This window comes from Pseudomonas sp. R2-7-07 (assembly GCF_003852355.1).
Lineage (GTDB): Bacteria > Pseudomonadota > Gammaproteobacteria > Pseudomonadales > Pseudomonadaceae > Aquipseudomonas.
In genome coordinates this window covers 5,073,691-5,099,894 of sequence record NZ_CP027759.1, presented here as the reverse complement: position 1 = coordinate 5,099,894, position 26,204 = coordinate 5,073,691, and the positions used below count along the sequence as shown (strand labels likewise).

Here is a 26,204-nt window from a genome sequence, read left to right as displayed (position 1 = left end):
ATTGCAGTGCTTCAGTCAATAGCTACAACTGATACACCGCTATCGGGAGCAAGCCCCCTCCCACATTTGGATCCGGTTACGGATTCAAGAGCGCCAAGCGCTCGCGCACCGAGGCTTCGATACCGGCTTCATCCAACCCGCATTCAGCCAGCATCTGCGCCGGTTTTGCGTGTTCGACGTACATATCCGGCAGGCCCAGGTGCAGCACCGACTTGAGGATATTCGCCCGCGCCAGGAACTCGCTGACCGCCGCGCCGGCACCGCCCATGATGGCGTTTTCTTCGATCGTCACCAGCAACTCATGGCTACCGGCAATCTCGCGCACCAACGCTTCATCCAGCGGTTTGACGAACCGCATGTCGACCACTGTGGCGTCGATCTTCTCGGCGACTTTCAAGGCTTCGGCCAGTTGCACACCGAACACCAGGAAGGCCGTCTTGCTGCCCTGGCGGCGCACGATGCCCTTGCCGATCTCGATAGGTTCCAGGTCTTTCTCGATGAGCGCATTCGGGCCATTCCCGCGCGGATAGCGCACGGCCGCCGGGCCGTTGTACAGGTGGCCGGTGCTGAGCATCTTGCGCAGTTCGTTCTCGTCGCTCGGCGTCATCACCAGCATGCCGGGGATGCAGCGCAGGTAGGACAGGTCGAAACTGCCGGCGTGGGTCGGGCCGTCCTCGCCCACCAGGCCGGCGCGGTCGATGGCGAACAAGACGTCGAGATTCTGCACCGCCACGTCATGCACTAACTGGTCATAACCGCGTTGCAGGAAGGTGGAGTAAATCGCCACCACCGGCTTGGCGCCTTCGCAGGCCATGCCGGCGGCGAAAGTCACCGCGTGCTGCTCGGCAATCGCCACATCGAAGTAACGCAGCGGGAAACGCTCGCTGAACGCCACCAGGTCGGAGCCTTCCTTCATCGCCGGGGTAATCCCCACCAGGCGCGGGTCGGCGGCGGCCATGTCGCACAGCCATTCGCCAAAGACACCGGAATACTTCGGCCCGCTGGCCTTTTTCGGCGCAGCGGCGGGAGCGTCCAGCGGTTCCAGCTTGGTAATCGCGTGGTAACCAATCGGGTCGACTTCCGCCGGCGCGAAGCCTTTGCCTTTTTTGGTGACGATATGCAGGAACTGCGGGCCCTTGAGGTCACGCATATTGCGCAGCGTGGCGACCAGGGTCGGCAGGTCATGGCCGTCGATAGGGCCGATGTAGTTCCAGCCCAATTCTTCGAACAGCGTGCCGGGCACCAGCATGCCCTTGGCATATTCTTCCGTGCGACGGGCAATTTCCCACGCGCCGGGCAGGCGCGACAGCACTTTCTTGCTGCCTTCACGCATGCTGGCATAGGTACGGCTGGAGAGGATTTTCGCCAGGTAATTGGACAGGCCGCCGACGTTTCGCGAAATCGACATGTCGTTGTCGTTGAGGATCACCAGCATGTTGGCGTCCACTTCCGGCGCATGGTTCAACGCTTCGAAGGCCATGCCCGCAGTCAGCGCGCCATCACCGATCACCGCAATCGCCTTGCGATCGCTGTTTTGCAGGCGAGCGGCAATCGCCATGCCCAGCGCTGCGCTGATCGAGGTGCTGGAGTGGCCGACGCCAAAGGTGTCGTACTCGCTCTCGGAGCGACGCGGGAAGGCGGCGATACCGTCCTTCTGGCGCAGGCTGGCCATACGCTCGCGACGCCCGGTGAGGATTTTATGCGGATACGCCTGATGGCCCACGTCCCACACCAGCCGGTCGTCCGGGGTGTCGAATACGTAGTGCAAGGCGATGGTCAGCTCGATCACGCCCAGCCCGGCGCCGAAGTGCCCACCGGTCTGGCCGACCGTGTAGAGCAATTCCAGGCGCAGTTCATCGGCCAGGGTTTCCAGCTCGGCTTCACCCAGTCGACGCAGGCCGTCCGGCGTGGCAGCGCGGTCGAGCAGGGGCGTGGACGGGCGCTTGCGGGGAATCTCTTGGAACGTCGTGGGCATCAGGCGAATCGTTATAGGTATAGAAGAGGCGGCAGTTTACCTCAAGCGTTGCAAACTGCCCACGCAGGGGCGCCAACTTGGCCGATATGCGGCGCTGATCGCCACGGTTATCAGTGGCGACGTTCGACGATATACCGCGCCAAGTCACGCAACGGCTCAGCCGCCGCGTCGAAAGGTCGCAGGGCGTCCAGGGCCTGGTCGCGCAGTTCCAGGGCATACGCCTTGGCGGCTTGCAGCCCGAGCAGCGCAGGATAGGTCGGTTTGTCCCGAGCGATATCGGCGCCCTGGCGTTTGCCGAGGGTCGCGGTGTCACTTTCCACGTCGAGAATGTCGTCCTGCACCTGGAACGCCAGGCCAACAGCCCGTGAATAGGTGTGCAGCGCCGCCAATTGCGCGACTTGGGCCCGACCACTGGCCAGGGCACCGAGCTGCACCGCAGCCTCGATCAACGCGCCAGTCTTGTGGCGATGCATGTGTTCCAGGGCCGTTTGATCCAGCTTGCGGCTGACCGAACCCATGTCGATCGCCTGCCCGCCGACCATGCCGGCCGGACCTGCCGCCAGTGCCAGGGCGGTGACCATGCGCAGGCGGATCTCGGCATTCACGCGGCTCAAACGCGGGTCGAGCAACGCGCTGAACGCCAGGCTCTGCAGGCCATCACCGGCCAGGATCGCATAGGCTTCATCGAAGGCTTTATGGGTGGTCGGCTGGCCGCGACGCAAATCGTCGTCGTCCATCGCCGGCAGATCGTCGTGTACCAGGGAGTAGGCGTGAATCAGTTCTACCGCACAGGCCGCGCCATTCGCGTCCTCGGCTGGCGCACCCAGCGCTTCACACGCCGCATACGCCAGCAACGGGCGCACGCGCTTGCCGCCATTCATCACGCTATAGCGCATGGCGTCGTAAAGGCGCTTCATTTCCGGGCTTGGCGCAACAAACAAGGGCTCCAGCGCCGCATTCACCCGGGCTTGGCTACTGGCCTGATACGCATCGATCATTCGGGTTGTTCCGCATCGAAAGGTTCTTCGGCCAACTCCCCATCACGCTCAAGCAATACCTGCACTTTCTGCTCAGCCTGCGCCAACGCGCTCTGGCAGTCACGGGTCAGGCCGATGCCTTGCTCAAACGCCGTCAACGAGTCTTCCAGCGACAACTCGCCGTTCTCCAGACGCTCGACCAGGGTTTGCAGGTCGGCGAGGGATTGTTCGAAATCGAGTGCAACTTTTTTGCGGGCCATGGCGGCAATTCCGGTAGACGGTAAACCGGCGCGACACTAGCAGACATGGGGGATTGGGGCAAATGAGTGGGGGGTGTCATTCTCCTTGGGTATTGACCTGGTAACGCGTGCTGCGACCGCTTCCGGGGAGACGGATCAGGCAGTTTTTTTCCAGCAAATCAGACAGATGGCGGGTGGCTGTCGCCTTGGACACTTTGGCGACTGCCTGGTACTGCGCGGCGCTGATCCCATGCTCAAAGCCTTTATCACCACCGTCGAGCAGACGATTGAGTACTTTGACCTGCTCGGCAGATAACGCAGCGCCGCGGTGTTGGTCCCAGAACCTGGTCTTGCTCAGCAAACGGTCAATTCGTGCCATCGCTTGTTGCAGGCTGCGCAACAATGTTCTCAGGAACCACTCCAGCCAATCAGTGATATCGAGCGTGGCCTTTTGGCTGGACTCCAATGCGTTGTAATAGCCCATGGGGTCGTCAAGGATACTGGCTGACATCGCATAAAAGCGTATCGCGTGATGGTCGCCCTGGGCCAAGGCCAAGTCAGTGATGGCGCGTGTCAGGCGACCATTACCGTCATCGAGCGGGTGAAGTGTGACAAACCAGAAATGCGCAATGCCAGCGCGTATGAACGGGTCCAGTTCTGGTTGATGGCGGCTCAGTTCGAACCATTCAAGGAAGTCATCCAGCGCCTGCTCCAGCCCCTGGCGTGGCGGCGCCTCAAAGTGCACGGTCGGCCGGTCAAGACGCCCCGATACCACCTGCATAGGCTCATCCCCTCGCAACCCCCCGACCTTTATGCTTCGCGCGGTAAGGCCCGCTTCTGGAATCGGAAACAGCAGATGATGCCAGTGCATGAGACGCGAGTACGTGAACGGCTCGGCAAATTGCTCAGTGGCATCTATCATCAGGTCAGCGAGGCGTTCGCTACGGCGGCTGACCTGACCGTCTTTCGTCGTTTCCAAGCCTAACCGTCGCGCCAGGGAGGACCGCACCGAGCCGACATTCAGTTGCTCACCTTCAATAGCGGAGGAGGCCAGGATGTTTTGCAGCAGCGCGTCCAGTTCGTTCTGCGCGCTGGCTGCCTGACCAGCGGAGCCGAGCATGCCTAGGAGTTTGCCTTGGGAGTGACCGCAGTCGCGCAGCAAGGCAGCCAAGCGTCCGGGCTGCCAGTGGAAATGGGGCCAGTCGATGTGTTGCCAGATCCAGCGTGGTTGATTCATAGGGGGAAGCCTAGGCGTGTGAGTCGAATAAAGGGGGTATTCGGCTCATTTGGTGAGCCGATTGTGCTTGGTATTTGGCTCGTCGTCTAGGCTGCATCGGGCCACCGAGTGCGTTTCCGGAGTGGGCATTTGATATCAACAGAAGCTGACGTCGATTCTGTCGACTTTTAGTTTTATGAAGCGCTCGTTACATTCAGGATGGTCGTAATGAATGTCCTCATCATTTAATGAGACGAAGCTGTGAAATTGTGTGTCGTGTAGGTTCCCGTAGAGTAGGTAGGCGTAGCCGGGACTTATCTTTTCAATCAATGGTGTTCTCGGTTCAACCCTCTCAATCTCGTAATCATCAGATAGATTCATTGTCAGCTCGACGTCATAGATTTTTCCGACTTCTATGTCATGTGGCGAATAGCTGACGAAGCAATTTATGATGGTTCCCTCAATGAGCAGAGTTATGTCTTCCTCTATATGCTCGTTGAGCGCTAACACCTGTGCCTTTATATAGCTATTTTTTGTGTGGTCTAATGGTTTTATCAGAGGGGTCGCCATTTATCATCCTCCAGAAGTCTTTTCCGCTTTTCGTATGCAAAGTCGTAATATGGCCGCTTGTATTTGTTCCTGCAAACGCGAATTTCGCTTGCCCTGTCCTATTTGTTCCCATTAGTAAAACATATCCAGTTGTTGGAGCGTTTCTGTACGAATATTGAACCTGCGTGCCTTCATTTATTACATGTCGGGCGGTGAGTAAGTATTCGTGACTAGAGTCGGCGCCGAATTCAGAACCGTGCTTCTCGTAATGCTCATTGAGTTTTTGCTTGCTGGCAAATGCTGACGGACGTTGTGTTGCAGATGGACTATTAGGTTCGCCTGCATCGACCTGGGCATCACTCGCGGGCTCCTTAGGCTCTTTTTTAGCGTTACATCCTTTTTCCTCCGGGCAATTGCTCAAGCCTAACGGGTCTACCCATCCCGTCGGATTGGGCACGTACTGGTACGCGTTGATCCCACCGGCCAGCTTCACCGGATCAGGTGTCAGGTAACGACCAATATCTGGATTGTAGTAGCGATGGCGGTTGTAGTGCAGGCCGCTTTCCTGGTCGAAGTATTGGCCTTGGAAACGTAGCGGGTTGTCGATTTTGCCTACGTCGAGACGGCTGATTTCGCCGTAGGCGCGGTAGTGGGCGGACCAGACGATTTCGCCTTCGGGCGTGGTGAGTTCTTGCGGTGTGCCGAGGTGGTCGAGTTGGTAGTGGTAGGGCTTGGTTTCTTCTGGGCCGAAGCCTTCCAGCAGTGCTAATGGGCGGAAGCTGTCGGGTTCGTAGAGGTAGCTGCGGTGACATTCCGCATGATGTTCGGCGATCAGCTTGTCGCCTTGCCAGAAGAACTCGGTGGTTTTCCCGTCCACAGTTTTGCTGATGCGCCGACCGAACGGGTCATAACGATAACTGGCGCTTTGGCCGTTTGGCTTGGTAATGCCGATTAGCCGATGCTGGCAGTCGTAGCGGTACTCGGTAACGAGTGAATGACCCTTGCCGCGTCGTTCGCATATCAGGTTGCCGAAGGCGTCATAGTCGTAATGATGATCGCCTTGGATCATCAATCGATTACCCGCGACGATGTCCGGGCCTGGCCTGTCTTGCATGAGCAGGTTGCCCGCCGGGTTGTGGCCGAAGCGTTCCTGGGCGTCTTGCGAGTGATCGGCGCGGGTCAGGCGGTGGAGCGGGTCGTAGCGGTAAAGATGTTCGCCTTTGCGGGTGTCGTGCAGGCGGGTGAGGTTGCCGGTTTTGTCGTAATCGTAGTGGCGTTGGTAGAGGTGGTTTTGCTGTTGCGTGACGGCGTGGGTATGTAGCCGGTTTTGGTCGTCGTAGTGGTAGTGGCTGAGCAGTTGGCCTTGTTGGCGTTGGTGTTCGCGACCGGCTTTGAACAGGTGTGAGGTCAGCAGCGAACCGTTCAGTTCGACGGTGACGAGGTGGCCGCCTTTGTCGTGGTTGAAAGTGAGGCGGTTGTTGTCCGGTAGGCGTAAATGCTGAAGTTGGCCGCAGGCGTCGTAGCCGTAGCGCAGCGTGCCCCAGCCTTGGTGTTCGGCGGATAGGCGGTTTTGGCGGTCGTATTCGTAGGCCAGGAACCAGTGGCCGTCGTCGACGCTGAGGAGGTTGCCTTGGCGGTCGTAGGTGTATTCAACCGTATTGCCGTCGGGCAGGGTTTTTCTTACGAGGCGACCGGCATAGTCGCGCTGGTATTGAGTGACGAGCTGACTGCCGTCGTCGCCGTATTCGGTTTTCTCCAGCAGATTGCCGTTGAGGTCGTAGGCATACGCAGTGCGTTGGCCGTCGAAGCCGGTTTCCTGTTGGATCAGGCCGTTGGGGTGGTAGTCGAGCTGGTAGGTTTCGCCGACTTCGTTTTCGATGGCAGTCAGCAGTAAGCGGGCGTTGTCGTAGCGGTAGTTGACCTGGGTGCCGTCGGCATTGATGCGGCGGCTGATCAGGTGCAGGCCGTCGGCGTATTCGTAGCGGGTGACGTGGCCCAGCTCGTCGCGCTCGGCGATGATTTTTCCGTAGGGGTTGTAGCTGAATTCTCGTGTGGCACCGTCCTGCAATACCAAGCGAGTTAACCGACCCACGGCGTCCCATTGATACTGAGTCAGCGCGCCCTGTTCATCCTCACGCGCAACCTGCCGGCCCAGGTCGTCATAGCGATAGCGCTTGATCCCGCCATTCGGTAGCTGTTCTTCAACAAGCTGTCCGCGTTCGTTCCACACCAACCGATGACAACTGTGATCCGGATACCAAACCCCGGTCAGTTGCCCTTGCTTGTCGTAGCTGTAGTCAGTCGCGTTGCCATCCGGGTCAATCTGGCGAATGACATCGCCCTGTTCATTACGCTCATATTTCCAGACCGCCTCACCACGTCTTACAACCCGTACGAAACCGTTGTCATGCTCGTAGGACGTCGGCTCATCATCCCCAGGAAACAGCGCGACCAAGCGTCCGGCGTCGTCGTATTGATACGCCGTCACCGCACCCAGCGGGTCCTGCTCGGCCGTCAGGCGGCCCTTGTCGTCGTAGGATTTGAAATGTTGAGCGCCGTCGGGATCGATGCGCTGTACCAGCCGCGCTCGCTGGTCATGTACGTAAACTTCCTGGCTGCCGTCGGCGTTGTGCACGGTGACGCGACCGTCGTCACCCCAGGCATACCGCGTGTCCATCTGCGAAAAGCTGGCCCAATGCCTGACACAGCGCGCTGCCTTGCCAGCGCGTTCCCATTCCCAGAAGAAACTCGCCCCACCGGCCAGTTGCCGTTCAAGAATGACGTGCTGCTCGTCGTACCGATAAACCTCGCGTTCACCGACAGCATTGGTCGCTGACACCAGTCGTCCAGCGCCGTCATAGGCGTAGGAAACGACGTTCTGCTCGGTCACCCAAACGAACGGTTCATGCCCCGTGGCGCGATGAACCTGGTAATCCACCGCCACGATGCGGTCGAACTCATAACGCAACAGAAGCGAACGGCCCACGCCGTTGTCCAGCCGCTCAAGCCGTCCCAACCGATCCCGGACAACCAACAACCGGTTGTCATACGCATCGCTGATCGCCGTCAGCACACCGTCGCAAAAGTGGTAGAACCGCGACCCCTGGGCCAGCACCAGTTCATCCGGCAACGACCCCAAGTAAATCGCGGCTTCGGCCAGGCTGTTGGTAATCGCCGGTCGAGCAACCGTCGGCAAGGGCAGGGTGGTCGAGCGATTCTCATGGTCTGTCCACACCACCGAATCGCCTGACACCACAAGCCGCTGTGCCAGCGCATGACTCCAGCCAAACCCCAACCCACAATCCACTTCCACCGCACTGGTGCGATACAAGCGCGTCCACTCAAACGGCAAGATGCCATCCAGCGCGCCATCGGTGAGCGTCAGCAGTTCCTCGCCGGTGACCATCGACACCGGGCAACCGTTCGTAACGGTTTTATCCGCAGAGGCCGCCGCATCACCCTTCGGGTTCGAAGCCACGGCAGGCACATCATCCACATGCTCTTTGTGCCTCAGCACCGCGTTCTGCCGAGCCTTCCAGCGCATCTGCAGGGTGCCCTGTTTCAGCCCACCGACCACCCCTCGAACCGCCACCGCTTTATAGCGATCCACCGCCTGCATAAACTTGGTCAGAATCGCCAACATACTCTGTACGAAGCCAACCGCGGCCTCAACAATCCGAGCGCCATACTTGACCAGCCGCAAGCTTAAATACGCCACACCCGCCGCCGGTAAGGCGATGGTCAGCACCGCGCCAATCACCAGATCAATCAGCAGCGATACTATTAACCCTGCAGCCATTTCCGCGACCTGGCTCGGCGGCAACGCGTCCAGCCATATCATCGCCGTACGTATCAGCAGGTACAGTGCAGCCTCATCGCTGGCGAGCAACATCGCCTGTTCCATGATCTTGGGGGCATCGGTGGCGATTTGCGCCAACTTGGCTGCCTGGGCTCCCAGTTGTTCTACATATTGCAACGGATCTTCAAGGATCGACTGCACCAGCTTTATGCTGTCCCACACATCACGGATCGCCGCCCAACTGCCCGCCAGTACGCCGCTGCCAATTGCACTGGCCGTGGATTGCTGCCAATGCGGCTTGAAGTCTTTCCACTGATCGCGCAGCCATTGCTCCAGGTCTGCTGTCAGCCCGGCATAAGAGTCAAACAAGGCATCCACTTGCTGCGCTGAAACTCCGCCTTGAACCCGAACTTGATAGCGCCCGCCAGCGGCGCAGTAGTGCGAACCCTCGCCGTGTTCATCGAGCATGATCACTGCTGAGCTACCGTCATCCAGGCGGGTCACCTCAACGGGGATGTCGCCAATTGGCACGTCATACAGTGACTCGAACCTGCTCTGGATCTTAAGCACGCCACCCGCAGGGCAAAGAGCCACGGTAGAGGAATCCGCGTCGGTAAGGCTCACCGACTGCTGCGAATCCCCGGCCCGTAACACCCGGTCCATTCCCAGCAACGACGGCATATCCGTGGCATGGCTCACCGAATCCAGTGCCCGGGAATACCAGGCACCCATTTGCTGGCGATAAATCATCAGGCTCTGATGGAAAGTATCCAGCTCATATTCGATCGAGGTGATGTGGGCAGCGTGGGTCATCCATGACGTCTCGGCAGAAGGCAAGGCGTCGGAGTCTGCCCCAGCGAAAGGCAGCTGGATGAGTGGTTTGAAAAATCAGATTGCGCTTACAAAGGGCGGGCAATAGTCGATGGCGACTGATGCCCACGGAGCACTTCAGATTGCGATGCTGCTGATTGACGAATAGTGCCCAATGAGCGCCTTTCAGCAGGACTCAAATGCATTCAACCAGACCCCCATCCGTTGCGATTCGAAACTTTGCGCCGTATAGACGCGATGACCGCCCTGGCGCTGGGGCTCGGGCATCAACCTGATGACCTCATAATGACGAAACGCCTTGATGGTCGTGCCGGACACCTGCGCGGCTTTGCCGATATGCATGAAAAGTTCTTTTTCAGATAGTGCGTCGGCCTATTTCAGCCGGTTGGCCCTCTGCGTCAGTGAAGAGCCCCGCGCGGGCCCGAACAGGAGGACCGTTCCGTAAGGTAAGCAGGACCCTTCCTAGACTATTTAAGAGCTCTTGTGACGGCCCGGCGGCTTGACTAGCCTGCCGAAAACACAAGAGTGAAAAAGTATGAACGAGGCCTCTATCGGTTTAAACGCGCCGCCTGATGGCTACACCGATTGGCTGACAGGCCTCAAGAGCCGTATCCATAACGCACAGCAGCGCGCGTCAATCGCGGTCAATCGTGAATTGGTGATGCTCTACTGGCAGATTGGACGCGAAATTTTGGCCCGTCAGAGCGATCAAGGCTGGGGGAGCAAAGTGATCGACCGCCTTGCGCAGGATCTGCGTGCAGCGTTTCCCGACATTAAGGGTTTTTCGCCGCGCAACCTCAAGTACATGCGTGCTTTTGCCGAGGCGTGGCCGGATTCGGAATTTGTGCAACAGGCTGCTGCACAATTGCCCTGGGGTCACAACATGGTGTTGCTCGAAAAGCTTCCCGGCCCGGAAACACGTCGCTGGTACATCACTCAGGCAGTTAAACACAGCTGGTCGCGGAACACGCTGTTACTGCACATCGAAAATTGCTTGCTGGAGCGCAGTGGCAAGGCAGTCAGCAACTTCGAAAGCCATTTGCCCAAGGCACAATCCGATCTGGCACGAGAATCTCTCAAGGACCCTTATCGCTTTGACTTCCTAAGCCTGGGCCTGGATGCGAAAGAGCGTGATATCGAAAATGCTTTGATCAAACATGTCACTGAGTTCTTATTAGAGTTGGGCGCGGGCTTTGCCTACGTTGGCCGGCAAGTACTGCTGAATGTTGGCGGTGATGAGTTCTTCGTTGACCTGTTGTTTTACCACTTGAAACTGCGCTGCTACGTAGTGATCGAACTCAAGGCGGGTAAATTCAAGCCCGAGCATCTGGGCAAGTTGAGCTTCTATCTCGCGGCTGTAGATGCCGAACTGAAGCACCCACAGGATGGCCCGACCATTGGCCTGTTGCTGTGCAAGGGTAAAAATGAGGTGGTGGCTGAATATGCTCTGCGCGATAACAACCGGCCTATCGGTGTGGCGGAATATCAGTGGGTAGAGTCTTTGTCGGCAGAACTGCAGACCAGTTTGCCCAGCATTGAGCAGATAGAGAGAGAGCTGGCGGGGTAAGCCGGTTCAAACACCGAAAGCCTGCCTTTTCAGGGCAGGCTTATCGTCACACTGGGCTGACTTATTTCTGCTGAGCCGTCAGCGCCGCATACCCATTCATCAAATTGCGATAGTTAGGAATCCGCTGCGACAACAGATTCCCCAGCCCTTCGATATCGTTGCGCCAGTCACGGTGCAACTCACACGCCACCGAAAACCAGTTCATCAATTGCGCACCGGCCTGGGTCATCCGGCTCCATGCCGCCTGCTGCACCGTGGTATTGAACGTGCCCGACGCATCCGTTACCACAAACACCTCAAACCCTTCCGCCAGCGCCGACAAGGTCGGGAACGCCACGCACACATCCGTCACCACGCCGGCGATGATGATCTGCTTGCGCCCGGTGGCCTTGATCGCCTTGACGAAGTCTTCGTTGTCCCAGGCGTTGATCTGGCCTGGGCGAGCGATATACGGCGCGTCCGGGAACATTTCCTTCAACTCCGGCACCAGCGGGCCGTTGGGGCCTTGCTCGAAACTGGTGGTGAGGATGGTCGGTAGGTTGAAGAACTTGGCCAGGTCGGCCAGGGCCAGAACGTTGTTCTTGAACTCGTTGGGGGAGAAGTCCTGCACCAGGGAGATCAGGCCGGTCTGGTGGTCGACCAGCAGGACAATGGCGTCGTCTTTGTTGAGGCGGTTGTAGGTTGGAGTGCTCATGGTTGAATCCTTTTTTGTTTAGGTTGGTTGGGCGTTGTGTTCAACATGGGCACAGATTAATGGTTGGTCTGGGAGTGATAAATCGGCTGTCGCGTGTCTTACCGTCAACAAGAAGGAGACAATCAAAAGGTGGAAAAGAATGACTCCACGTAGCGCTACCATGGTTTAATATTCATTATATAAAGACCCTTATAGGGTGATATTTTAAATGAAAATAAACTATCTTCTAGCAAATTGGCCATCGGGCGTCATCGCCACCCAAGCGTGGCTGCGCGAACAGGGTGTTGGCCCGAATCTTATTCAGAAATATCAGCAAACAGGCTGGGTCGAACGCGTGGGTCACGGTGCCTGGAAACGCAGCGGCGAGAGCATCGACTGGCACGGCGGTGTATTCGCGTTGCAACAGGGCGCAACAGTGCAGGTTTGGCCGGGCGGCGCGACGGCCTTGAGCTTGGCCGGTTACAGCCATTACCTGACGTTTGGAAAAGAGTCTGTAGATCTATTCGGCCTATCAGGGGCCGTTCTTCCCGGTTGGTTTCGCAAGCATGCATGGGAAGCGCAGGTGAACTTCTATCCGGGCGTGCTCTTTACGGAATTGGAAGATATGGCGTTACAAGTTTTCCAAATACCTTACCGCCAATTCGCGCTAAAAATCTCCACCCCGGAACGTGCGGTGCTCGAGCTTATTCACCAAAGCGCCGACGAGATGCTGTTCAGCGGCGTGGCCGATATCCTCAACGGGCTTGCCACACTGAGCCCAAAGCGCCTGCAGACGCTGCTTGAAGCGTGCAACTCCATCCGCGTCAAACGTGTGTTCTTTGTGCTGGCGCGTAATACAGGCCATGCCTGGTACGCGCGAATAGATCGTTCCAGCATCGATCTAGGCAAGGGCAAGCGGCAAATCATCCGGGGCGGTCGACTCGATAACGAGTTCCTTATTACCGTTCCGGAGAGCTTTGCCGATGTCCCTTGATCCACGTTATGCCGCTCAGGTTCGTCTGTTGGTGCAGGTCATTCCTTACGTAGCGGCGCAACGATGTTTTGCACTGAAGGGCGGAACGTTCAGGACCAAATCAAGATTGAAGTTTCGCCGGTGCTACGCGGCACCGTGCATCCACCGACGACGCAAGACGTAGTGCCACGGGTCGAGGATGAATTCGGATTCGCCTCCATGGCAGTGGTGTCCTTGCCCGACCTATACGGCGGCAAAATCTGCGCTGCGCTGGATCGGCAACATCCCCCCGAGACCCGACGTGATGTTGATGCTTCGAGAGGAAGGGCAGGCGCGTGAAATCTTCGTGGGCTTTCTGGTGTAGCTGATCAGCCACAGCCGTCCCATGGCTGAGTTGCTTGCGCCCCGCTGGAAGCCATTGGCGGGCGCGTTTCAGGCTGAATTCGCCGGCATGACGCGAGAGCCCGTCACACTTGGCCAGTTAGAAGCGACCAGAGAGTCGTTGTTGACTGCGATCCGCCAACAACTCAATGAGCAGGATGCTGCCTTCCTGATCTCGATCAAACAGGGAGAGTCTGACTGGAAGACGCTGAACCTGCCGGGAATAGATCGTTTGCCTGCCGTGCAATGGAAACTGCACAACGTCAGGCAGATACCTGCTGCAAAACGGATGGAGGCAGCGGCAAAGCTGGAGACGGTGGTTGAGCGGTTGTTGGCAGGTAGGCATGACGTGAAAAAGCCTGCTTTTTATAGCAGGCTTGTCTTAACGCTGGGTTTGCTTACCTCTGCTGCGCCGTCAGCGCCGCATATCCATTCATCAAATTTCGATAGTTAAGAATGCGCTGGGACAACAGACTCCCCAGGCCTTCGATATCGTTGCGCCAGTCGCGGTGCAACTTACACGCCACCGAGAACCAGTTCATCAACTGCGCACCGGCCTGGGTCATTTTATTTTTATAGGGTTCTAGTTAAGCATCAGAATCTTTCGTACAGGCTATTTACAGCCTGTACTCAAGATCCTCATATATGACAGGAAGCCATTTGATGGCTGAAGCTGCTGGAAGTGAGCCGTTTAAGCGCAATATCAAGTGCTTGATCGTCAAACAGCTTGTTTTTGCGAGCGGCTGCAGCGACACCGCCATCCCATTGTTTCAGTGCCTCACGTAAAGCCGGAACCGTTGGGGCTACATCTTCCTGGGTCAGCAGCCAGTCGACTGTTGCCAATAGCTCCATGCCGAAGGGTGACTCAAAGCCATCAATCAACTCCGCGGTAAGCTCCAAGGCCTGGGAATATTCCTTGGCCTCTGTTCTGAGATAGGTTTGTAGAAAGGCTCTGCGGTCTTGGTCAAACCAGATCACATCACTGTTTTCCGCATCGCTGATTCGCTTATCGCAATGCAGATAACTACCGTCCAGATTGTTAAGCAGGTGTTCCAGCCGGTTGGCATACGGCCCGTACTTATGAGCAACAAATTTAAGATCCAGTGGGTTTTTGAGGCCTGGCCGCTTCTCAATTGCGCGTTCCAGGAACCAAGCCAGTTTCTGAATCTCAAGCAGGCTGCATTCCATGCCTAACACCCAGTAGCGTCGAACCAGTTCCGCAATGAGCGCTCGCGCAGGCGTAAGCTTTTCTACACCGTTGCGTTTGGCGACATTCAGATACTGATTGGATGGCTCAAAAACCAACACATCGACATCCAGATCGCTCAAGACATCCTCAATCTGTTCGCGAACGTCCGGCCATTTCAGACCACCGTTACCGGCCCCTAACGGAGGAACCGCCACCGACTTCACATGGTTTTCAATCAGAAAACGACGGAGGTCGTGCAGGCCTTCGATTATCCATGCCATCTGCGATGGTGATCGCCAGTGACGTTTGGTCGGGAAGTTAACGATCCAGCGAGGACCGTCCAGTTCGTTGACCGCAGTTACGTGCACTTCTCCGGTCTTTACTTCGCCAGCTTTACAGGCAGCAGCGTACAAGCGATAGTTTTCTGCAAAACGCTCCTTGAACATCAGCGCGATGCCCTTGCCCATCACGCCCACGGTATTCACCGTGTTGACGAGGACTTCGGTGTTGGCTTCCAGAAGGTTACCCTGAGTGAATCTGATCATGGAAAATACCATCCCGGACGAGCATGTACAGGCAACGTCAGGCCTCTTGCGGCGACGTCCTGCTCTATGCGTTCTTTCATCGCATCGGTGTAACACATGATGCCAAGGAGTCCTGTAATCGGTAAGTGGTGGTGAATCAGCGCTTCAGCCTGATAACGCTCCATTTTGCGAGGGTCATCGGGGTCACGTTTGAAGTCACGCCGTTGAAGGATAGACCAATCGATCTCGTGGAGATTCTCCAGGTCGCTGTAATAGTCTGTCCAATCCGGGTACGCATGTGCATTTGTGAAGACGAACGGTAGGCCAAGCTCGGCGACGCGGTGGAGGCTGGAGACCAGAATCACGATCTCGTCATTGCTGCGTTGCTGAACGCTCCAGCCGGAATGAATATTTTTCATCATCACAGAGAAGGGTGTGAAATAGAAGGGAACGTAGTCTGACAAAAAGCCTGAAGGAGCAATGGGGACACAGCGCGTGCGGCGTTTATCGATTAAATCAACATTGCCTATGTTCACATATTGCGCAGCCTGCACCTCTGAGCTGGCGCAGTGCAGGCCGTTGTCCAGAATCCAGGGCAGATTGTCGCGATGAACGATTCGCCAGATCAGAGCTTTTTCAGGATTCAGGTTGTTATAAATCATCTAAGAAACATTCCCCGATTCACTCCGATTTGTACATTAACGCCGGCCTCGCGCATTTTAGACCCACAGAGGGTTTCTACTTCAGCATTAGAAACAAAAACCTTGAAGAAATCGTTAGGGGAAACTACGTCGGGCGAAAGGCACTCAGCCATACAGATGCTTTTGCATTGGGGATCGTGGTAGTCCCTGGCATTCATAACCTCCCAATTGATTGTCTCGAAGCCATCGGCATAATCCAGCAACTGAATGGCATCGTTAGCCAATGGGTGGCGGGGAATGACCTTCCATTGCTTTCTAATTGCCACGTTTCGATGCACCGTAATCACAACAAATTGGGTGTCAGGCCTTCTGCGTTGAACGCTTCCATCGAATGGATTTGCGGCAAACCAGTGGAAAGGTACGTACTGATCTAGTGCGAGACCTTGTCGTTTTTTCAGAATGTCGGCATCAGCCACGTCTTCGAATGCCCTGAGCTGAGCTCGCGGTTTTAGCCCGTGCTGAAAAATACCGCTCAGGTTTTCTAGAGAAGTTAGGTGATAGAGAAGTTTTTGTTCCTTGATATCTGGCATATCGGTCTCCTTGACCTACGTATGAGCTGAAGTTGTTCCATCCTGCTCGCCCATCCGTTGGCGGGATGGGGTAGGTGATTCTATTGTGATATCAGTTTGGCTAGCAATGGCCGGGCTTTTTAGGAGGATTGCTAAAAATTATATGAGTCAGCAATTTTCTGACGTTCTCATATTCGTCGCGCCGGCCGGTCCGATCCCTTTCATTTGCAGGACGTTTCCTAGAGAATCCCAACCGCTTGCGCCAGCGAAATTGGGTGACTAGGCTGTCGACCGTCACTGCAATTCAGTGACCGGGTTTAGTCGCCCGGACTTCGCTAGGCGCATGCGCCATCTCAAAGACAGGTGTCTTCTCACCTGCACTTAATGGTGGCTGTGCGCAGGGCACCTTCGGGTGCACCGGTGCCTAGCGACCGGTCGACTAACCTGCGTACAGCCGCCCACCTCTGCTCGTTTAGTCGCGAAAGGACGGTGGTATTTACTTACTGCTAGGAGTTTTGCTATGGATAACGTTTGTTCGCATTCACGTCATCAGAAGTGACCAACCCTTTTACCGTCAATGAAGAACTGAGCTTCGAGGACGCCTGGGTGAAGGTGGCTGAGCTGCTGCATTGTGCGGTGGCCACGTCGCAGGTGCTCGGCGAGCCAATGGCTGCGTCGCAGAGGGCGGTGTTGCATTTGGTGGAGATGGCGAAGATGGTCGCGGATCGGGCGGTGGAGTGTTTGCAGCCGAGGTAATTTGACATTTGCAGTGGGGCAGCAATGTGCTAACTCACTGCCTTACAGGCCCGCCTGCTCTTACAGCGTTCATGTCGCCATCTGGCGTTTTGGCGACATATCAAACCATCCCTTTGTCATTTGGGCAGCGGTCTGCTGCTCATTTTAGCTTGTCGCCAACACGGCGCGCGAGGGTGTTAGAGTCGCTAAAAACCACCTCATCAAGGATGTAGTAATTGCCTATAAAAACGGATGTTTGGACCGTCGGTGTTGCACCGAGCAAGCTCCCTTTGAGCCAATTGGTCAGTGAGCAGTTGCTTGAAAATATGATCCTCAACTCGCCAGGCATTCTCTCCGATGAATGGATGCTGATAGGCAAGCAAGAAAAAACCAGCTCAGGTGGGCGCATTGACCTGCTGGCGATCGATCCCGATGGATACTTGGTCCTGGTTGAACTCAAGCGCGACCGTACCCCTCGGGACGTAGTCGCCCAGACCCTCGATTACGCCGCTTGGGTTCAGGGTTTACAGCCAAATGAGATTGGCGCCATCTATGAGCGGTTCAAGCCTGGGAATACCCTCTATGCTGACTTTTTAGCGCGTTTTGGACGAGTCTTGAACGATGATGAGCTGAACCAAAGCCATCAACTGGTCATTGTCGCAACGGAATTGGACGCGAGCAGTGAGCGGATTGTTGAATACCTCAGCAAACGAGATATTCCGATCAACGTGCTGTGTTTTCAGATTTTCCAAATGGGTGATCAGCAACTACTGAGTCGGTCTTGGTTGCTCGATCCCGTTCAGACCCAAGTGAATGCGGTGTCAGCGAGCGAGGGGCATACCGAGCCCTGGAATGGCGAGTTCTATTGCTCGTTCGGCGACTCGACTTCACGCTCATGGGAAGATGCAAGGGAGTTTGGTTTTATCTCGGGCGGTGGTGGCGCCTGGTATAGCAGGACTCTGCAACTGCTTTCACCGGGGGATCGTGTTTGGGTCAACATTCCGCAACAGGGGTACGTTGGTGTCGGAAGAGTGCGCGGGAAATCCACACCCGCGAACGAATTTACCGTCACTGTAAACGGCGAGGAGCGCCCTGTGCTTGAGGTTGCTAAGCGGGCAAATTATCACGCTGAATTTGTAGATGACCCAGAGCGGTGTGATTACTTTGTGTCGATTGAATGGCTGGATACCGTGCCGGTGAGCCAGGGTGTGCGGGAGACGGGGATGTTTGGGAATCAGAATACGATTTGTCGGCCCAGAACGCAGAAATGGCGGTGGACGATTGAACAGTTGAAGGAGAAGTTTGTTGGTTTTGATAAGGTGGTTGCGAGTATGTTGTAGCGATCCCTGACGGATTGATATTGCGCGTTCAGCAGATATTAAAAAGCCGGCTTGTGGCCGGCTTCTCGGGGACTGCCTCAGCTTGTTTTTGACAAACCTCACCAGCCTTCAAATCGCTCAGCCCACATTGCGTCGGGCTGAATAGTAGGGGTATCCGCGGGAACTCCTCCGCATCGCCTGGCAGGGTAAATAGCTTAAAGCCACCCCTGCCAAATGTGCGGCGCATGATACCCACATTCACCTCAGTTGCCCACCTCCGATTCAGAGCCTTCCCAGCCCAGCAGGTGTTCGTCCAGCGGTACCGGGGGGCGGCGGTTGTTGAGGGTGGACCACCAGAATACCCAGCCGACTATCTGGAAGTTCTGCTCGAAGCGTTCGTCGTAGGTGAGGTATTCGTCCGGGTGTTCGCTGGCGTTGTGGCTGCGCATGCGCAAGCCACCGCCAGGTCGGTTGTAGAGGTATTTGATGCGCAGCATGCCGTCGTGTTCGACGGCGTAGATTTCGCCGTCGATGATTTGGGTGCGGCCTTTATCGATGGCGAGAGTGGCGCCTTGTTGGATGATGTCGATCATGCTGTTGTCGACCATGTAGGCGCCTACCGCGCGGTCGGGGTTTACGTTGAGGGTTTCGAGGGTGTGCTGGGTGACGCGGATGCGTTCGGTTGAGGTGAATGTGGGGTGGAGGGGGATCTCCACGTCGGTATTATTCGGGCGGCAGGCAGGGCCTGTGAGGTATTTGCCGATGTCTTCGCGGGTCGGTGCAATCCTTGCGGTGGGGCCGTCCAACAGGTAGTTGACCGGTGGGTGTTTGGGGCCGCGACCGTCGCTTAACCAGCGACTGGAGACGCACAGCAGTTCTGCGAACTCGTTGAGTCGGCCCATGGGGACGCCGCGTTTGAACCAGTTGTTCACGTGCTGAGGCGTGACGCCGCGATTCTTGGCGAAGTCGGAGGCGGAAAGATGAACTTCCCGTAATAGCGCTTTTAAACGATCACCTGATGTATTCATAAACGCAGAGTTTACCGGCCAGGAAAACTATTCAAATAAACTATGCGTTGAGTTGCGTGTGTAGGCTTTTCCTTAGTTGTAGCTTGATTCTTCATTCGTTCGTGTTAGTTAAACATGGAAAATCAAACGTTGAACTCGTTGTTTAATGTTCATAAAAAAAGCCCCGAATAATCGGGGCTTTTTAATTGCCGTGGCAATGAGGCGCAAGTATCAGCCTTTGTAGGCGGCTACCGACTTCATGATCTCGGCGCGGGCAGCGTCTGCGTTGCCCCAACCATCGATCTTCACCCATTTGCCTTTTTCGAGGTCTTTGTAGTTCTCGAAGAAGTGCTTGATCTGTTCCAGCAGCAGTGGCGGCAGGTCGGTGTATTCCTTCACGTCGACGTACAGCTGGGACAGCTTGTCGTGTGGCACTGCGATAACTTTGGCATCGCCGCCGCCGTCGTCGGTCATGTTCAGGATGCCGACCGGGCGTGCGCGAATGACCGAGCCTGGGGTGACCGGGTAAGGGGTCACGACCAGCACGTCGAGGGGGTCACCGTCGTCAGCCAGGGTGTTGGGAATGAAACCGTAGTTGGCCGGGTAGAACATCGGGGTGGCCATGAAACGGTCAACGAACAGGCAGTCGCTGTCTTTGTCGATTTCGTATTTGATCGGCGCGTGGTTGGCCGGAATTTCGATGGCGACGTAGATGTCGTTCGGCAGGTCTTTGCCAGCCGGAATCTTGCTGTAGCTCATTGGGCGTTGCCCCCGTAGTTGGCCATATGACATGGCCGGATTGGCCTAAAAGTGGCGGCGATTATAGGCATATTCTGACGCCGATGCCATGCGCCAAGCGTCGTACGGTCATTCGACCTGCGGCTGGTAGCGCGGGTCGTGGGCTTGCAGTTGGGTCAGGCGGGCCAGCGGGTCCTGGCGGTAAAAGCGGCTGAGTTGGGCGTACACCTGTGGGTAATGGCTGACCAGTAAATCCGGGGCGCTGAAAAAATACTCGCTGGTGACGGCAAAGAATTCCGCCGGGTTTTCCGCTGCGTACGGGTCGATCTCGGTGTCGGCGTCCGGGTTGGCGTCGAGTTGGCGATTGAGGTCGTCGAAGGCGCTTTGCATCACGCTGGCCCATTCCTGCACGCGCATGTCGTTATGCAGCGGGGGCAGGCCGTTGGCGTCGCCGTTGAGCATGTCCAGTTTGTGCGCCAGCTCGTGGATGACCAGGTTGTAGCCTTCCCATTGGCCGCTGGCCAGCACGCCGGGCCAGGCGAGGATCACCGGGCCTTGTTGCCAGGCTTCGCCGCTGTGCTCGCCGTCCCACTCATGTTCCACGCCGCTGGCATCGCGATGACGTTGCGGGCTGAGAAAGTCGTCAGGGTACAGCACGATTTCATGAAAGCCCTGATACCAGTCGAGGTCACCCAGGTTCATCAGCGGCAGTTGCGCCTGGGCGGCGAGTAGCAGGCGTTGTTCCTGATGCAGTTCGACGCCGGGCAGGGCGGTGAGGTGTTTTTCGGCGAGGAACAGCACACAGGCTTCGCGCAGCCACTGGTCTTGCTCGGCGGTGATGCCGTCGAGGAAGGTCAGGTGGTGACGCACCCGTTGCCAGGTGTCATCGGCAATCGGGTGCTTGGCCAGCAGGCGCCGGCGACGCCAGGCGCTGAGGGACCACATGGGCGATCAGTGCGGATTGGCTTCGGAGGAGGTGCGGCCAAAGCGGCTGCGCACCACGCCGATGATCATCGGCACAAGGGATAGCAAGATGATGAACACCACCAGCAACGACAGGTTCTTCTTGATAAATGGCACATTGCCGAAGAAGTAACCCAGGGTCACCAGGCCGCCGACCCAAAGGATGGTGCCCAGCACGCTGAAACCGAAGAAACGCGGGTAGGGCATCTTGGCAATGCCGGCGACGAACGGCGCGAAGGTGCGCAGGATCGGCAGGAAGCGCGCCAGGGTTACAGTCTTGCCGCCGTGCTTGTCGTAGAAGTCGTGGGTTTTTTGCAGGTAGTCGCGGCGGAAAATTTTCGAGTTCGGGTTGCTGAACAAGCGCTCGCCCACGGTTCGTCCTATTACATAGTTGGTGCTGTCGCCGAGGATGGCTGCCAGCATCAGCAGGCCGGCCAGCAACACCGGGTCCATGCCGCCACCTGCGGCGACAGCGCCGGCGATGAACAGCAACGAATCACCCGGCAGGAACGGCATGACCACCAGGCCGGTCTCGCAAAAAATCACCAGGAACAGAATGGCGTAGATCCACGGACCATAGTTGGTTACCAGCATGTCGAGGTAAACGTCGAGATGCAGGATAAGGTCAAGCGGGTTGAAATCCATGGATGGCACCTGTGTGAATGGCCCGGCTCAGCAGGCCAGTGCGGGGACGACGGGGAATAAGGCTACACGTGTATGTCGAGATTCTTACAACCCTGAAAGGTCGGCATTATACGGATTGAATGGTGAAAAGCGTGTGGCTTTTGTAGCGGGGAGTGTCGTGAAAGTGTGAAGCGGTTGGGTGCCGGTTTAATGTGGGAGGGGGCTTGCTCCCGATGGCGGTGGGTCAGTGACACGAGTATTGGCTGACACACCGCTATCGGGAGCAAGCCCCCTCCCAGCAGGGAACTGTGGTGTTTGGGGGCTAGTCCTCGTTGATCGGCAGTACATAGTTTTTGAATTCGGTATCTTCGCGAAACCCTATCGACTCATAGGTCTTCTGCGCCACGTCATTGTCGCTGCTGGTAGACACCCGCAACCGCACCGCGTGGGTTTCCTTGGCCATCTTCTTCGCCGTGCGCATCAGATTGTCGGCGACCAATTGTCGACGTGCGTCCTCGGCCACGTAGATGTCATTGAGGATCCACACGCGTTTGAGCGACAGCGAGGAAAAGCTCGGATACAGCTGGCAGAACCCCAGCAGTCGCTTGTCATCATCATCGGCCAGCGCCAGGTAGATCACCGATTCCTTGCGCCGCAGGCGCTTTTCCAGAAAGGCCCGCGACGAGTCCGGGAACGGCAGGGCACCATAGAACTCGCGGTATTTGACGAACAACGGGGTCAGCAGGTCCAGGTGTTCCAGGGTCGCTTGAGTAATCCGCATGCCAGGCCTCAACATCCAAATGGGTATGACCACGCGCGCGGTGGTGGCTCGATGCTGCCTAATGCCGCGAAAAAGCGCAATCGTGTCGCGATCAATCCACAGGTGGGCTTAGCAGGAAATTGCCTTTCATCAGGTCCGGGTCATCTGATTCGATCGTCTGCAGTTGCGCTTCATCCTTGAGATGGACCCCGGACACTTGCCGGCGACAGGCCTCGCGCATCAGGTACAGCAGGCGATGGGCCGCCATGCCGTAGCTCAGACCTTCCAGGCGCACATTGGAGATGCAGTTGCGATAGGCATCGGTGAGGCCGACCTTGGGGTTGTAGGTGAAATACAGGCCCAGGCTGTCCGGCGAACTCAGCCCCGGCCGTTCGCCGATCAGGATCACCGTCATTTTGGCGCCGAGTAGCTGCCCGATCTCATCGGCCACGGCGACGCGGCCTTGTTCCACCAGGATCACCGGTGACAGGGACCAACCTTCGGCGTGGGTCTGTTCTTCCAGGCGTGCAAGAAAAGGCGCGGTGTGTTTATGCACGGCCAGCGCCGACAGCCCATCGGCGACCACGATCGCCAGGTCCACGCCATCGGGATGCGCCGCCGCGTAATCACGCAGGGTCTGCGCCGAGTCATCGCTGAGGCGGCGTCCCAGATCCGGCCGTTGCAGGTACATATGCCGGTCGGTGGCGGCGCTGTGCAGCAACAGGCTGTCGCGGCCGCGTTCGGCGAATTGGCGGCTCAGCGCTTGATGGTCGAAGGGCAGGTGCACCGCATCCCGCGCCTGGGCGTGGGCCAACTGGAAATCCAGCTGTGCGTCGGTGGGAATGCTGGTGCCAGTGCGGCCCAAGGCAATGCGCGCCGGGGTCAGGCGGCGCAATTGCAGCCATGGATTGTCAGGCAGGTCGAGTTGCACAGGCGGCTCCTTCATCCCAGTTGCGCCAACGCGCGGCGGAACGCCGGTGGCAGGCTGTTGCCGAAGCGTACCTTGCCGTCGGCTTGCGTAAATATGCCCATTTTCGCCAGCCATTGCTCGAACTCCGGCGCCGGTTTCAACCCCAGGGTCTGGCGGGCGTACAGCGCATCGTGGAACGAGGTGGTCTGGTAATTGAGCATGATGTCGTCGGAGCCGGGGATGCCCATGATGAAATTGATCCCGGCCACGCCGAGCAGGGTCAGCAGGGTGTCCATGTCGTCCTGGTCGGCTTCGGCGTGGTTGGTGTAGCAGATGTCGCAACCCATCGGCACGCCGAGCAGCTTGCCGCAGAAGTGGTCTTCGAGCCCGGCGCGGATGATCTGTTTGCCGTTGTACAGGTATTCGGGGCCGATAAAGCCGACCACGGTGTTCACCAGAAACGGTTTGAAGTGCCGAGCCACCGCATAGGCGCGGGTTTCACAGGTTTGCTGGTCGACGCCGAAGTGCGCGTTGGCCGACAAGGCGCTGCCCTGGCCGGTTTCGAAATACATCAGGTTCTGCCCCAGGGTGCCGCGGTTGAGGCTCAAGCCCGCGTCATAGCCTTCCTGCAGCAGGCTCAGGCTGATGCCGAAGCTGGCGTTGGCTGCTTCGGTGCCGGCGATCGACTGGAACACCAGGTCCAGGGGCACGCCACGGTTGATCGCTTCGATGGAGGTGGTGACGTGGGTCAGCACGCATGCCTGGGTGGGGATGTCGTAGCGCTGGATGATTGCGTCGAGCATCTCCAGCATGGCGCAGATCGAGGCGATGCTGTCGGTGGCCGGGTTGATGCCGATCATCGCGTCGCCGTTGCCGTAGAGCAGGCCGTCGAGAATGCTGGCGGCGATGCCGGCCGGTTCGTCGGTGGGATGGTTGGGTTGCAGGCGTGTGGACAGGCGCCCGCGCAGGCCCATGGTGCCGCGAAATTGGGTGACCACGCGGATCTTCTGTGCCACCAGTACCAGGTCCTGCACGCGCATGATCTTGGACACGGCGGCAGCCATTTCCGGTGTCAGCCCCGGCGCCAGTGCGCGTAGGGATTGTTCATCGGCGGCGTCGCTGAGCAGCCAGTCGCGCAGGCCGCCGACGGTCAGGTGGCTGACCGTGGCGAAGGCCAGTTTGTCGTGGGTGTCGACGATCAGCCGGGTGACTTCGTCGGTTTCATAGGGAATCAACACTTCTTCCAGGAAGTGCTTGAGCGGGGTGTTCGCCAGCGCCATTTGGGCCGCGACCCGTTCGCCATCATTGTGCGCCGCCACGCCCGCCAGGAAGTCGCCGGAACGCGCCGGGCTGGCCTTGGCCATCAGGTCCTTGAGGCTGTCGAAGCGGTAGGTCTGTGCACCTACCGCGTGGGAAAAGCTTGCCATACAGTGTCTCCTTGACGACGCGGGCAAGGCGCCCGCGTCGAGGTTTACGGCAGTTAGTGCAAGGCGGCCTCTGCGGCCTGGATCGCCGCGAATTCTTCTTCCGGCGTGCCCGCTACCAAGTGATGCCGGCTGTAGAAAGCAAAGTAAGCAATTAATACTCCATAGATGATCGCGGCGCCAATGACCACGCGCGGATCCACCAGAAAGCCCGCCACCACGGCCACGCAGGCCAGTACCAGCGCCACGCCCGAGGTGAAGATGCCGCCCGGCGTGCGGTAGGGGCGCTCCATTTTGGGGCGACGGATGCGCAGGGTGATGTGGGCGGCCATCATCAGCACATAGGAGATGGTGGCGCCGAACACGGCCACCAGAATCAGCAAATCACCCTGGCCGGTCAACGACAGGCCGAAACCGATAATGCCGGGGATCACCAGCGCCAATACCGGTGCCTTGCTCTTGTTAGTCTCGGACAGTTTGCGCGGCAGGTAGCCGGCGCGGGACAAGGCAAAGATCTGTCGCGAATAGGCGTAGATGATCGAGAAAAAACTGGCGATCAAGCCGGCCAGGCCCACCAGGTTGACGAAGCTGCCCATCCAGGTCGAGCCGCCGTAGGACAATGCCAACGCTTCCACCAGTGGGTTGCCGGATTTGATCAAGGCGTAAGTGCCCGCGCCGCCCGGTGCGATCACCAGGATCAACAGGGCAAAGCTGGTCAGCACCACAATCGCGCCGATCAGCCCGCGTGGCAGGTCGCGTTTGGGGTTCTTGGTTTCTTCAGCGGCCAGGGGCACGCCTTCTACCGCGAGGAAAAACCAGATCGCATAGGGGATCGCCGCCCACACGCCGACGTAGCCGAACGGCAGGAAAGGGCTGGCACCCTTGGCTTCGGTCACCGGGATATCCAGCAGGTTGGCGACATTGAAGTGCGGCACCATCGCTACCAGAAACACGCCCAGGGCGATGGCTGCGATGGCGGTAATCACGAACATCAACTTCAGCGCTTCACCCACCCCAAAAATGTGGATGCCGATAAAGATGATGTAGAACGCTAAATAGATCATCCAGCCGCCAATGCCGAACAGCGACTCGCAATATGCGCCGATAAACACCGCGATGGCGGCGGGCGCGATGGCGTATTCGATCAGGATCGCCGTGCCTGTGAGAAACCCGCCCCAAGGGCCAAACGCGCTGCGGGCAAAGCCGTAGCCGCCGCCTGCGGTGGGAATCATGGAAGACAGTTCGGCCAGTGAAAAACACATGCACAGGTACATGGTGGCCATCAGCAGTGTGGCGAGAAACATGCCGCCCCAACCGCCTTGGGCCAGGCCGAAGTTCCAGCCGGCGTAATCGCCGGAGATGACGTAGGCGACACCGAGGCCAACTAATAACACCCAGCCGGCGGCGCCTTTTTTGAGTTCGCGTTGTTGGAAGTAATCGGTGCCGACTTTTTCGAAGTCGACGGAAGAACTTGTGGGTTCGCTGGGCATGGGAAGTACCTTCCATTCTTATTGTTTTAACTCGGCCTCTGTGTGCCGAATGCAGTTCGCAAGTACTTGTGAAGTTTTAAGTGTGGGAAGGGGCTTGCCCCCGATGGCGGTGTGTCAGCTACTGAGTTGTT

At 57.6% G+C, this 26,204-nt stretch carries 23 protein-coding genes and 3 pseudogenes; 6 read left to right on the top strand and 20 right to left on the bottom strand.

The window, feature by feature from the left end; all coding sequences use genetic code 11:
* Nucleotides 1-76: 76 nt before the first annotated feature.
* The 7 genes and pseudogenes from dxs to C4J86_RS23350 form a co-directional block, all read right to left on the bottom strand.
* Nucleotides 77-1,975: a 1-deoxy-D-xylulose-5-phosphate synthase gene (gene dxs, locus C4J86_RS23380; RefSeq protein WP_124372005.1), complete on the bottom strand. Its 1,899-nt coding sequence runs from the start codon at nucleotides 1,973-1,975 to the stop codon at nucleotides 77-79.
* Between the two features lie 110 nt (nucleotides 1,976-2,085).
* Entirely contained in the window at nucleotides 2,086-2,973 is an 888-nt protein-coding gene (gene ispA, locus C4J86_RS23375; RefSeq protein ID WP_124372004.1) for a (2E,6E)-farnesyl diphosphate synthase, read from the bottom strand.
* Complete coding sequence (locus C4J86_RS23370) at nucleotides 2,970-3,212, bottom strand: exodeoxyribonuclease VII small subunit (protein ID WP_003176346.1); 243 nt, start codon at nucleotides 3,210-3,212, stop codon at nucleotides 2,970-2,972. The genes ispA and C4J86_RS23370 overlap by 4 nt, the downstream gene beginning before the upstream one ends.
* Nucleotides 3,213-3,288: 76 nt before the next feature.
* The gene (locus C4J86_RS23365) at nucleotides 3,289-4,428 is read right to left on the bottom strand and encodes a Fic family protein (protein ID WP_124372003.1); all 1,140 of its coding nucleotides are present in this window, start codon (nucleotides 4,426-4,428) and stop codon (nucleotides 3,289-3,291) included.
* A 135-nt stretch (nucleotides 4,429-4,563) separates the two neighbouring features.
* Complete coding sequence (locus C4J86_RS23360; RefSeq protein ID WP_124372002.1) at nucleotides 4,564-4,977, bottom strand: hypothetical protein; 414 nt, start codon at nucleotides 4,975-4,977, stop codon at nucleotides 4,564-4,566.
* Nucleotides 4,934-9,568 (bottom strand): RHS repeat-associated core domain-containing protein, encoded by a 4,635-nt coding sequence (locus tag C4J86_RS23355; protein WP_124372001.1) that lies wholly within the window; start codon nucleotides 9,566-9,568, stop codon nucleotides 4,934-4,936. The genes C4J86_RS23360 and C4J86_RS23355 overlap by 44 nt, the downstream gene beginning before the upstream one ends.
* Before the next feature lie 228 nt (nucleotides 9,569-9,796).
* Nucleotides 9,797-9,928: pseudogene (locus C4J86_RS23350) on the bottom strand (MerR family DNA-binding transcriptional regulator); the annotation flags it as partial.
* Nucleotides 9,929-10,121: 193 nt separating this feature from the next.
* Between C4J86_RS23350 and C4J86_RS23340 the strand changes: the two are divergent.
* Complete coding sequence (locus C4J86_RS23340; RefSeq protein WP_124371999.1) at nucleotides 10,122-11,153, top strand: YhcG family protein; 1,032 nt, start codon at nucleotides 10,122-10,124, stop codon at nucleotides 11,151-11,153.
* 61 nt (nucleotides 11,154-11,214) lie between these two features.
* Here the strand turns inward: C4J86_RS23340 and ycaC are convergent, their stop codons facing one another.
* Entirely contained in the window at nucleotides 11,215-11,847 is a 633-nt protein-coding gene (ycaC, locus tag C4J86_RS23335) for an isochorismate family cysteine hydrolase YcaC (RefSeq protein WP_057724871.1), read from the bottom strand.
* A gap of 208 nt (nucleotides 11,848-12,055) precedes the next feature.
* Between ycaC and C4J86_RS23330 the strand changes: the two genes are divergently transcribed.
* The 3 genes from C4J86_RS23330 (at nucleotide 12,056) to C4J86_RS27155 (ending at nucleotide 13,634) form a co-directional block, all read left to right on the top strand.
* Nucleotides 12,056-12,820, top strand: a complete 765-nt coding sequence (locus tag C4J86_RS23330; protein WP_124371998.1) for a type IV toxin-antitoxin system AbiEi family antitoxin — start codon at nucleotides 12,056-12,058, stop codon at nucleotides 12,818-12,820.
* A 63-nt stretch (nucleotides 12,821-12,883) separates the two neighbouring features.
* Nucleotides 12,884-13,138, top strand: coding sequence for a nucleotidyl transferase AbiEii/AbiGii toxin family protein (locus C4J86_RS27160; RefSeq protein WP_256681365.1), 255 nt, complete (start codon nucleotides 12,884-12,886; stop codon nucleotides 13,136-13,138).
* Nucleotides 13,139-13,184: 46 nt separating this feature from the next.
* Nucleotides 13,185-13,634, top strand: a complete 450-nt coding sequence (locus C4J86_RS27155; RefSeq protein WP_256681364.1) for a hypothetical protein — start codon at nucleotides 13,185-13,187, stop codon at nucleotides 13,632-13,634.
* Here C4J86_RS27155 and C4J86_RS27150 read toward each other — a convergent pair.
* The 4 genes and pseudogenes from C4J86_RS27150 to C4J86_RS23305 all read right to left on the bottom strand — a co-directional run.
* Nucleotides 13,579-13,752 (bottom strand): annotated as a pseudogene (locus C4J86_RS27150) (hydrolase); the annotation flags it as partial. The gene C4J86_RS27155 and the pseudogene C4J86_RS27150 sit on opposite strands and share 56 nt — an antisense overlap.
* 67 nt (nucleotides 13,753-13,819) lie before the next feature.
* Complete coding sequence (locus C4J86_RS23315) at nucleotides 13,820-14,914, bottom strand: macro domain-containing protein (RefSeq protein WP_124371997.1); 1,095 nt, start codon at nucleotides 14,912-14,914, stop codon at nucleotides 13,820-13,822.
* On the bottom strand, nucleotides 14,911-15,555 hold the full coding sequence (locus C4J86_RS23310; RefSeq protein ID WP_124371996.1) for a DUF4433 domain-containing protein: 645 nt from the start codon (nucleotides 15,553-15,555) through the stop codon (nucleotides 14,911-14,913). The genes C4J86_RS23315 and C4J86_RS23310 overlap by 4 nt, the downstream gene beginning before the upstream one ends.
* Nucleotides 15,552-16,124 (bottom strand): DarT ssDNA thymidine ADP-ribosyltransferase family protein, encoded by a 573-nt coding sequence (locus tag C4J86_RS23305; RefSeq protein WP_124371995.1) that lies wholly within the window; start codon nucleotides 16,122-16,124, stop codon nucleotides 15,552-15,554. The genes C4J86_RS23310 and C4J86_RS23305 overlap by 4 nt, the downstream gene beginning before the upstream one ends.
* A 499-nt stretch (nucleotides 16,125-16,623) precedes the next feature.
* Here C4J86_RS23305 and C4J86_RS23300 point away from each other — a divergent pair.
* Both C4J86_RS23300 and C4J86_RS23295 read left to right on the top strand, forming a co-directional pair.
* Nucleotides 16,624-16,859 (top strand): annotated as a pseudogene (locus tag C4J86_RS23300) (DUF6124 family protein).
* Between the two features lie 215 nt (nucleotides 16,860-17,074).
* Complete coding sequence (locus tag C4J86_RS23295) at nucleotides 17,075-18,178, top strand: endonuclease NucS domain-containing protein (protein ID WP_124371994.1); 1,104 nt, start codon at nucleotides 17,075-17,077, stop codon at nucleotides 18,176-18,178.
* Nucleotides 18,179-18,420: 242 nt separating this feature from the next.
* Here C4J86_RS23295 and C4J86_RS23285 read toward each other — a convergent pair whose 3' ends face one another.
* From C4J86_RS23285 to eat, 8 genes are all read right to left on the bottom strand, one after another.
* Nucleotides 18,421-19,185, bottom strand: coding sequence for a S24 family peptidase (locus C4J86_RS23285; RefSeq protein ID WP_124371993.1), 765 nt, complete (start codon nucleotides 19,183-19,185; stop codon nucleotides 18,421-18,423).
* Between the two features lie 210 nt (nucleotides 19,186-19,395).
* A complete protein-coding gene (gene ppa / locus C4J86_RS23280; protein WP_003176323.1) occupies nucleotides 19,396-19,923 on the bottom strand; it encodes an inorganic diphosphatase in 528 nt (175 codons plus the stop codon).
* 108 nt (nucleotides 19,924-20,031) lie between these two features.
* Entirely contained in the window at nucleotides 20,032-20,847 is an 816-nt protein-coding gene (locus C4J86_RS23275) for a zinc-dependent peptidase (protein ID WP_124371992.1), read from the bottom strand.
* A gap of 6 nt (nucleotides 20,848-20,853) precedes the next feature.
* On the bottom strand, nucleotides 20,854-21,510 hold the full coding sequence (locus C4J86_RS23270) for a DedA family protein (RefSeq protein WP_046069710.1): 657 nt from the start codon (nucleotides 21,508-21,510) through the stop codon (nucleotides 20,854-20,856).
* Nucleotides 21,511-21,811: 301 nt separating this feature from the next.
* Nucleotides 21,812-22,270: an N-acetyltransferase gene (locus C4J86_RS23265; protein WP_056846361.1), complete on the bottom strand. Its 459-nt coding sequence runs from the start codon at nucleotides 22,268-22,270 to the stop codon at nucleotides 21,812-21,814.
* 91 nt (nucleotides 22,271-22,361) lie between these two features.
* On the bottom strand, nucleotides 22,362-23,195 hold the full coding sequence (eutC, locus tag C4J86_RS23260) for an ethanolamine ammonia-lyase subunit EutC (RefSeq protein ID WP_124371991.1): 834 nt from the start codon (nucleotides 23,193-23,195) through the stop codon (nucleotides 22,362-22,364).
* Nucleotides 23,192-24,586, bottom strand: a complete 1,395-nt coding sequence (locus C4J86_RS23255; protein WP_124371990.1) for an ethanolamine ammonia-lyase subunit EutB — start codon at nucleotides 24,584-24,586, stop codon at nucleotides 23,192-23,194. The genes eutC and C4J86_RS23255 overlap by 4 nt, the downstream gene beginning before the upstream one ends.
* A 53-nt stretch (nucleotides 24,587-24,639) precedes the next feature.
* A complete protein-coding gene (eat, locus tag C4J86_RS23250; RefSeq protein WP_124371989.1) occupies nucleotides 24,640-26,073 on the bottom strand; it encodes an ethanolamine permease in 1,434 nt (477 codons plus the stop codon).
* Nucleotides 26,074-26,204 lie beyond the last annotated feature (131 nt).

Coding starts and splice junctions, on each gene's coding strand:
- dxs (WP_124372005.1), bottom strand. CDS start 1,975: ATGCCCACGACGTTCCAAGAGATTCCCCGCAAGCGCCCGTCCACGCCC.
- ispA (WP_124372004.1), bottom strand. CDS start 2,973: ATGATCGATGCGTATCAGGCCAGTAGCCAAGCCCGGGTGAATGCGGCG.
- C4J86_RS23370 (WP_003176346.1), bottom strand. CDS start 3,212: ATGGCCCGCAAAAAAGTTGCACTCGATTTCGAACAATCCCTCGCCGAC.
- C4J86_RS23365 (WP_124372003.1), bottom strand. CDS start 4,428: ATGAATCAACCACGCTGGATCTGGCAACACATCGACTGGCCCCATTTC.
- C4J86_RS23360 (WP_124372002.1), bottom strand. CDS start 4,977: ATGGCGACCCCTCTGATAAAACCATTAGACCACACAAAAAATAGCTAT.
- C4J86_RS23355 (WP_124372001.1), bottom strand. CDS start 9,568: ATGACCCACGCTGCCCACATCACCTCGATCGAATATGAGCTGGATACT.
- C4J86_RS23340 (WP_124371999.1), top strand. CDS start 10,122: ATGAACGAGGCCTCTATCGGTTTAAACGCGCCGCCTGATGGCTACACC.
- ycaC (WP_057724871.1), bottom strand. CDS start 11,847: ATGAGCACTCCAACCTACAACCGCCTCAACAAAGACGACGCCATTGTC.
- C4J86_RS23330 (WP_124371998.1), top strand. CDS start 12,056: ATGAAAATAAACTATCTTCTAGCAAATTGGCCATCGGGCGTCATCGCC.
- C4J86_RS27160 (WP_256681365.1), top strand. CDS start 12,884: ATGTTTTGCACTGAAGGGCGGAACGTTCAGGACCAAATCAAGATTGAA.
- C4J86_RS27155 (WP_256681364.1), top strand. CDS start 13,185: ATGGCTGAGTTGCTTGCGCCCCGCTGGAAGCCATTGGCGGGCGCGTTT.
- C4J86_RS23315 (WP_124371997.1), bottom strand. CDS start 14,914: ATGATCAGATTCACTCAGGGTAACCTTCTGGAAGCCAACACCGAAGTC.
- C4J86_RS23310 (WP_124371996.1), bottom strand. CDS start 15,555: ATGATTTATAACAACCTGAATCCTGAAAAAGCTCTGATCTGGCGAATC.
- C4J86_RS23305 (WP_124371995.1), bottom strand. CDS start 16,124: ATGCCAGATATCAAGGAACAAAAACTTCTCTATCACCTAACTTCTCTA.
- C4J86_RS23285 (WP_124371993.1), bottom strand. CDS start 19,185: ATGAATACATCAGGTGATCGTTTAAAAGCGCTATTACGGGAAGTTCAT.
- ppa (WP_003176323.1), bottom strand. CDS start 19,923: ATGAGCTACAGCAAGATTCCGGCTGGCAAAGACCTGCCGAACGACATC.
- C4J86_RS23275 (WP_124371992.1), bottom strand. CDS start 20,847: ATGTGGTCCCTCAGCGCCTGGCGTCGCCGGCGCCTGCTGGCCAAGCAC.
- C4J86_RS23270 (WP_046069710.1), bottom strand. CDS start 21,510: ATGGATTTCAACCCGCTTGACCTTATCCTGCATCTCGACGTTTACCTC.
- C4J86_RS23265 (WP_056846361.1), bottom strand. CDS start 22,270: ATGCGGATTACTCAAGCGACCCTGGAACACCTGGACCTGCTGACCCCG.
- eutC (WP_124371991.1), bottom strand. CDS start 23,195: ATGAAGGAGCCGCCTGTGCAACTCGACCTGCCTGACAATCCATGGCTG.
- C4J86_RS23255 (WP_124371990.1), bottom strand. CDS start 24,586: ATGGCAAGCTTTTCCCACGCGGTAGGTGCACAGACCTACCGCTTCGAC.
- eat (WP_124371989.1), bottom strand. CDS start 26,073: ATGCCCAGCGAACCCACAAGTTCTTCCGTCGACTTCGAAAAAGTCGGC.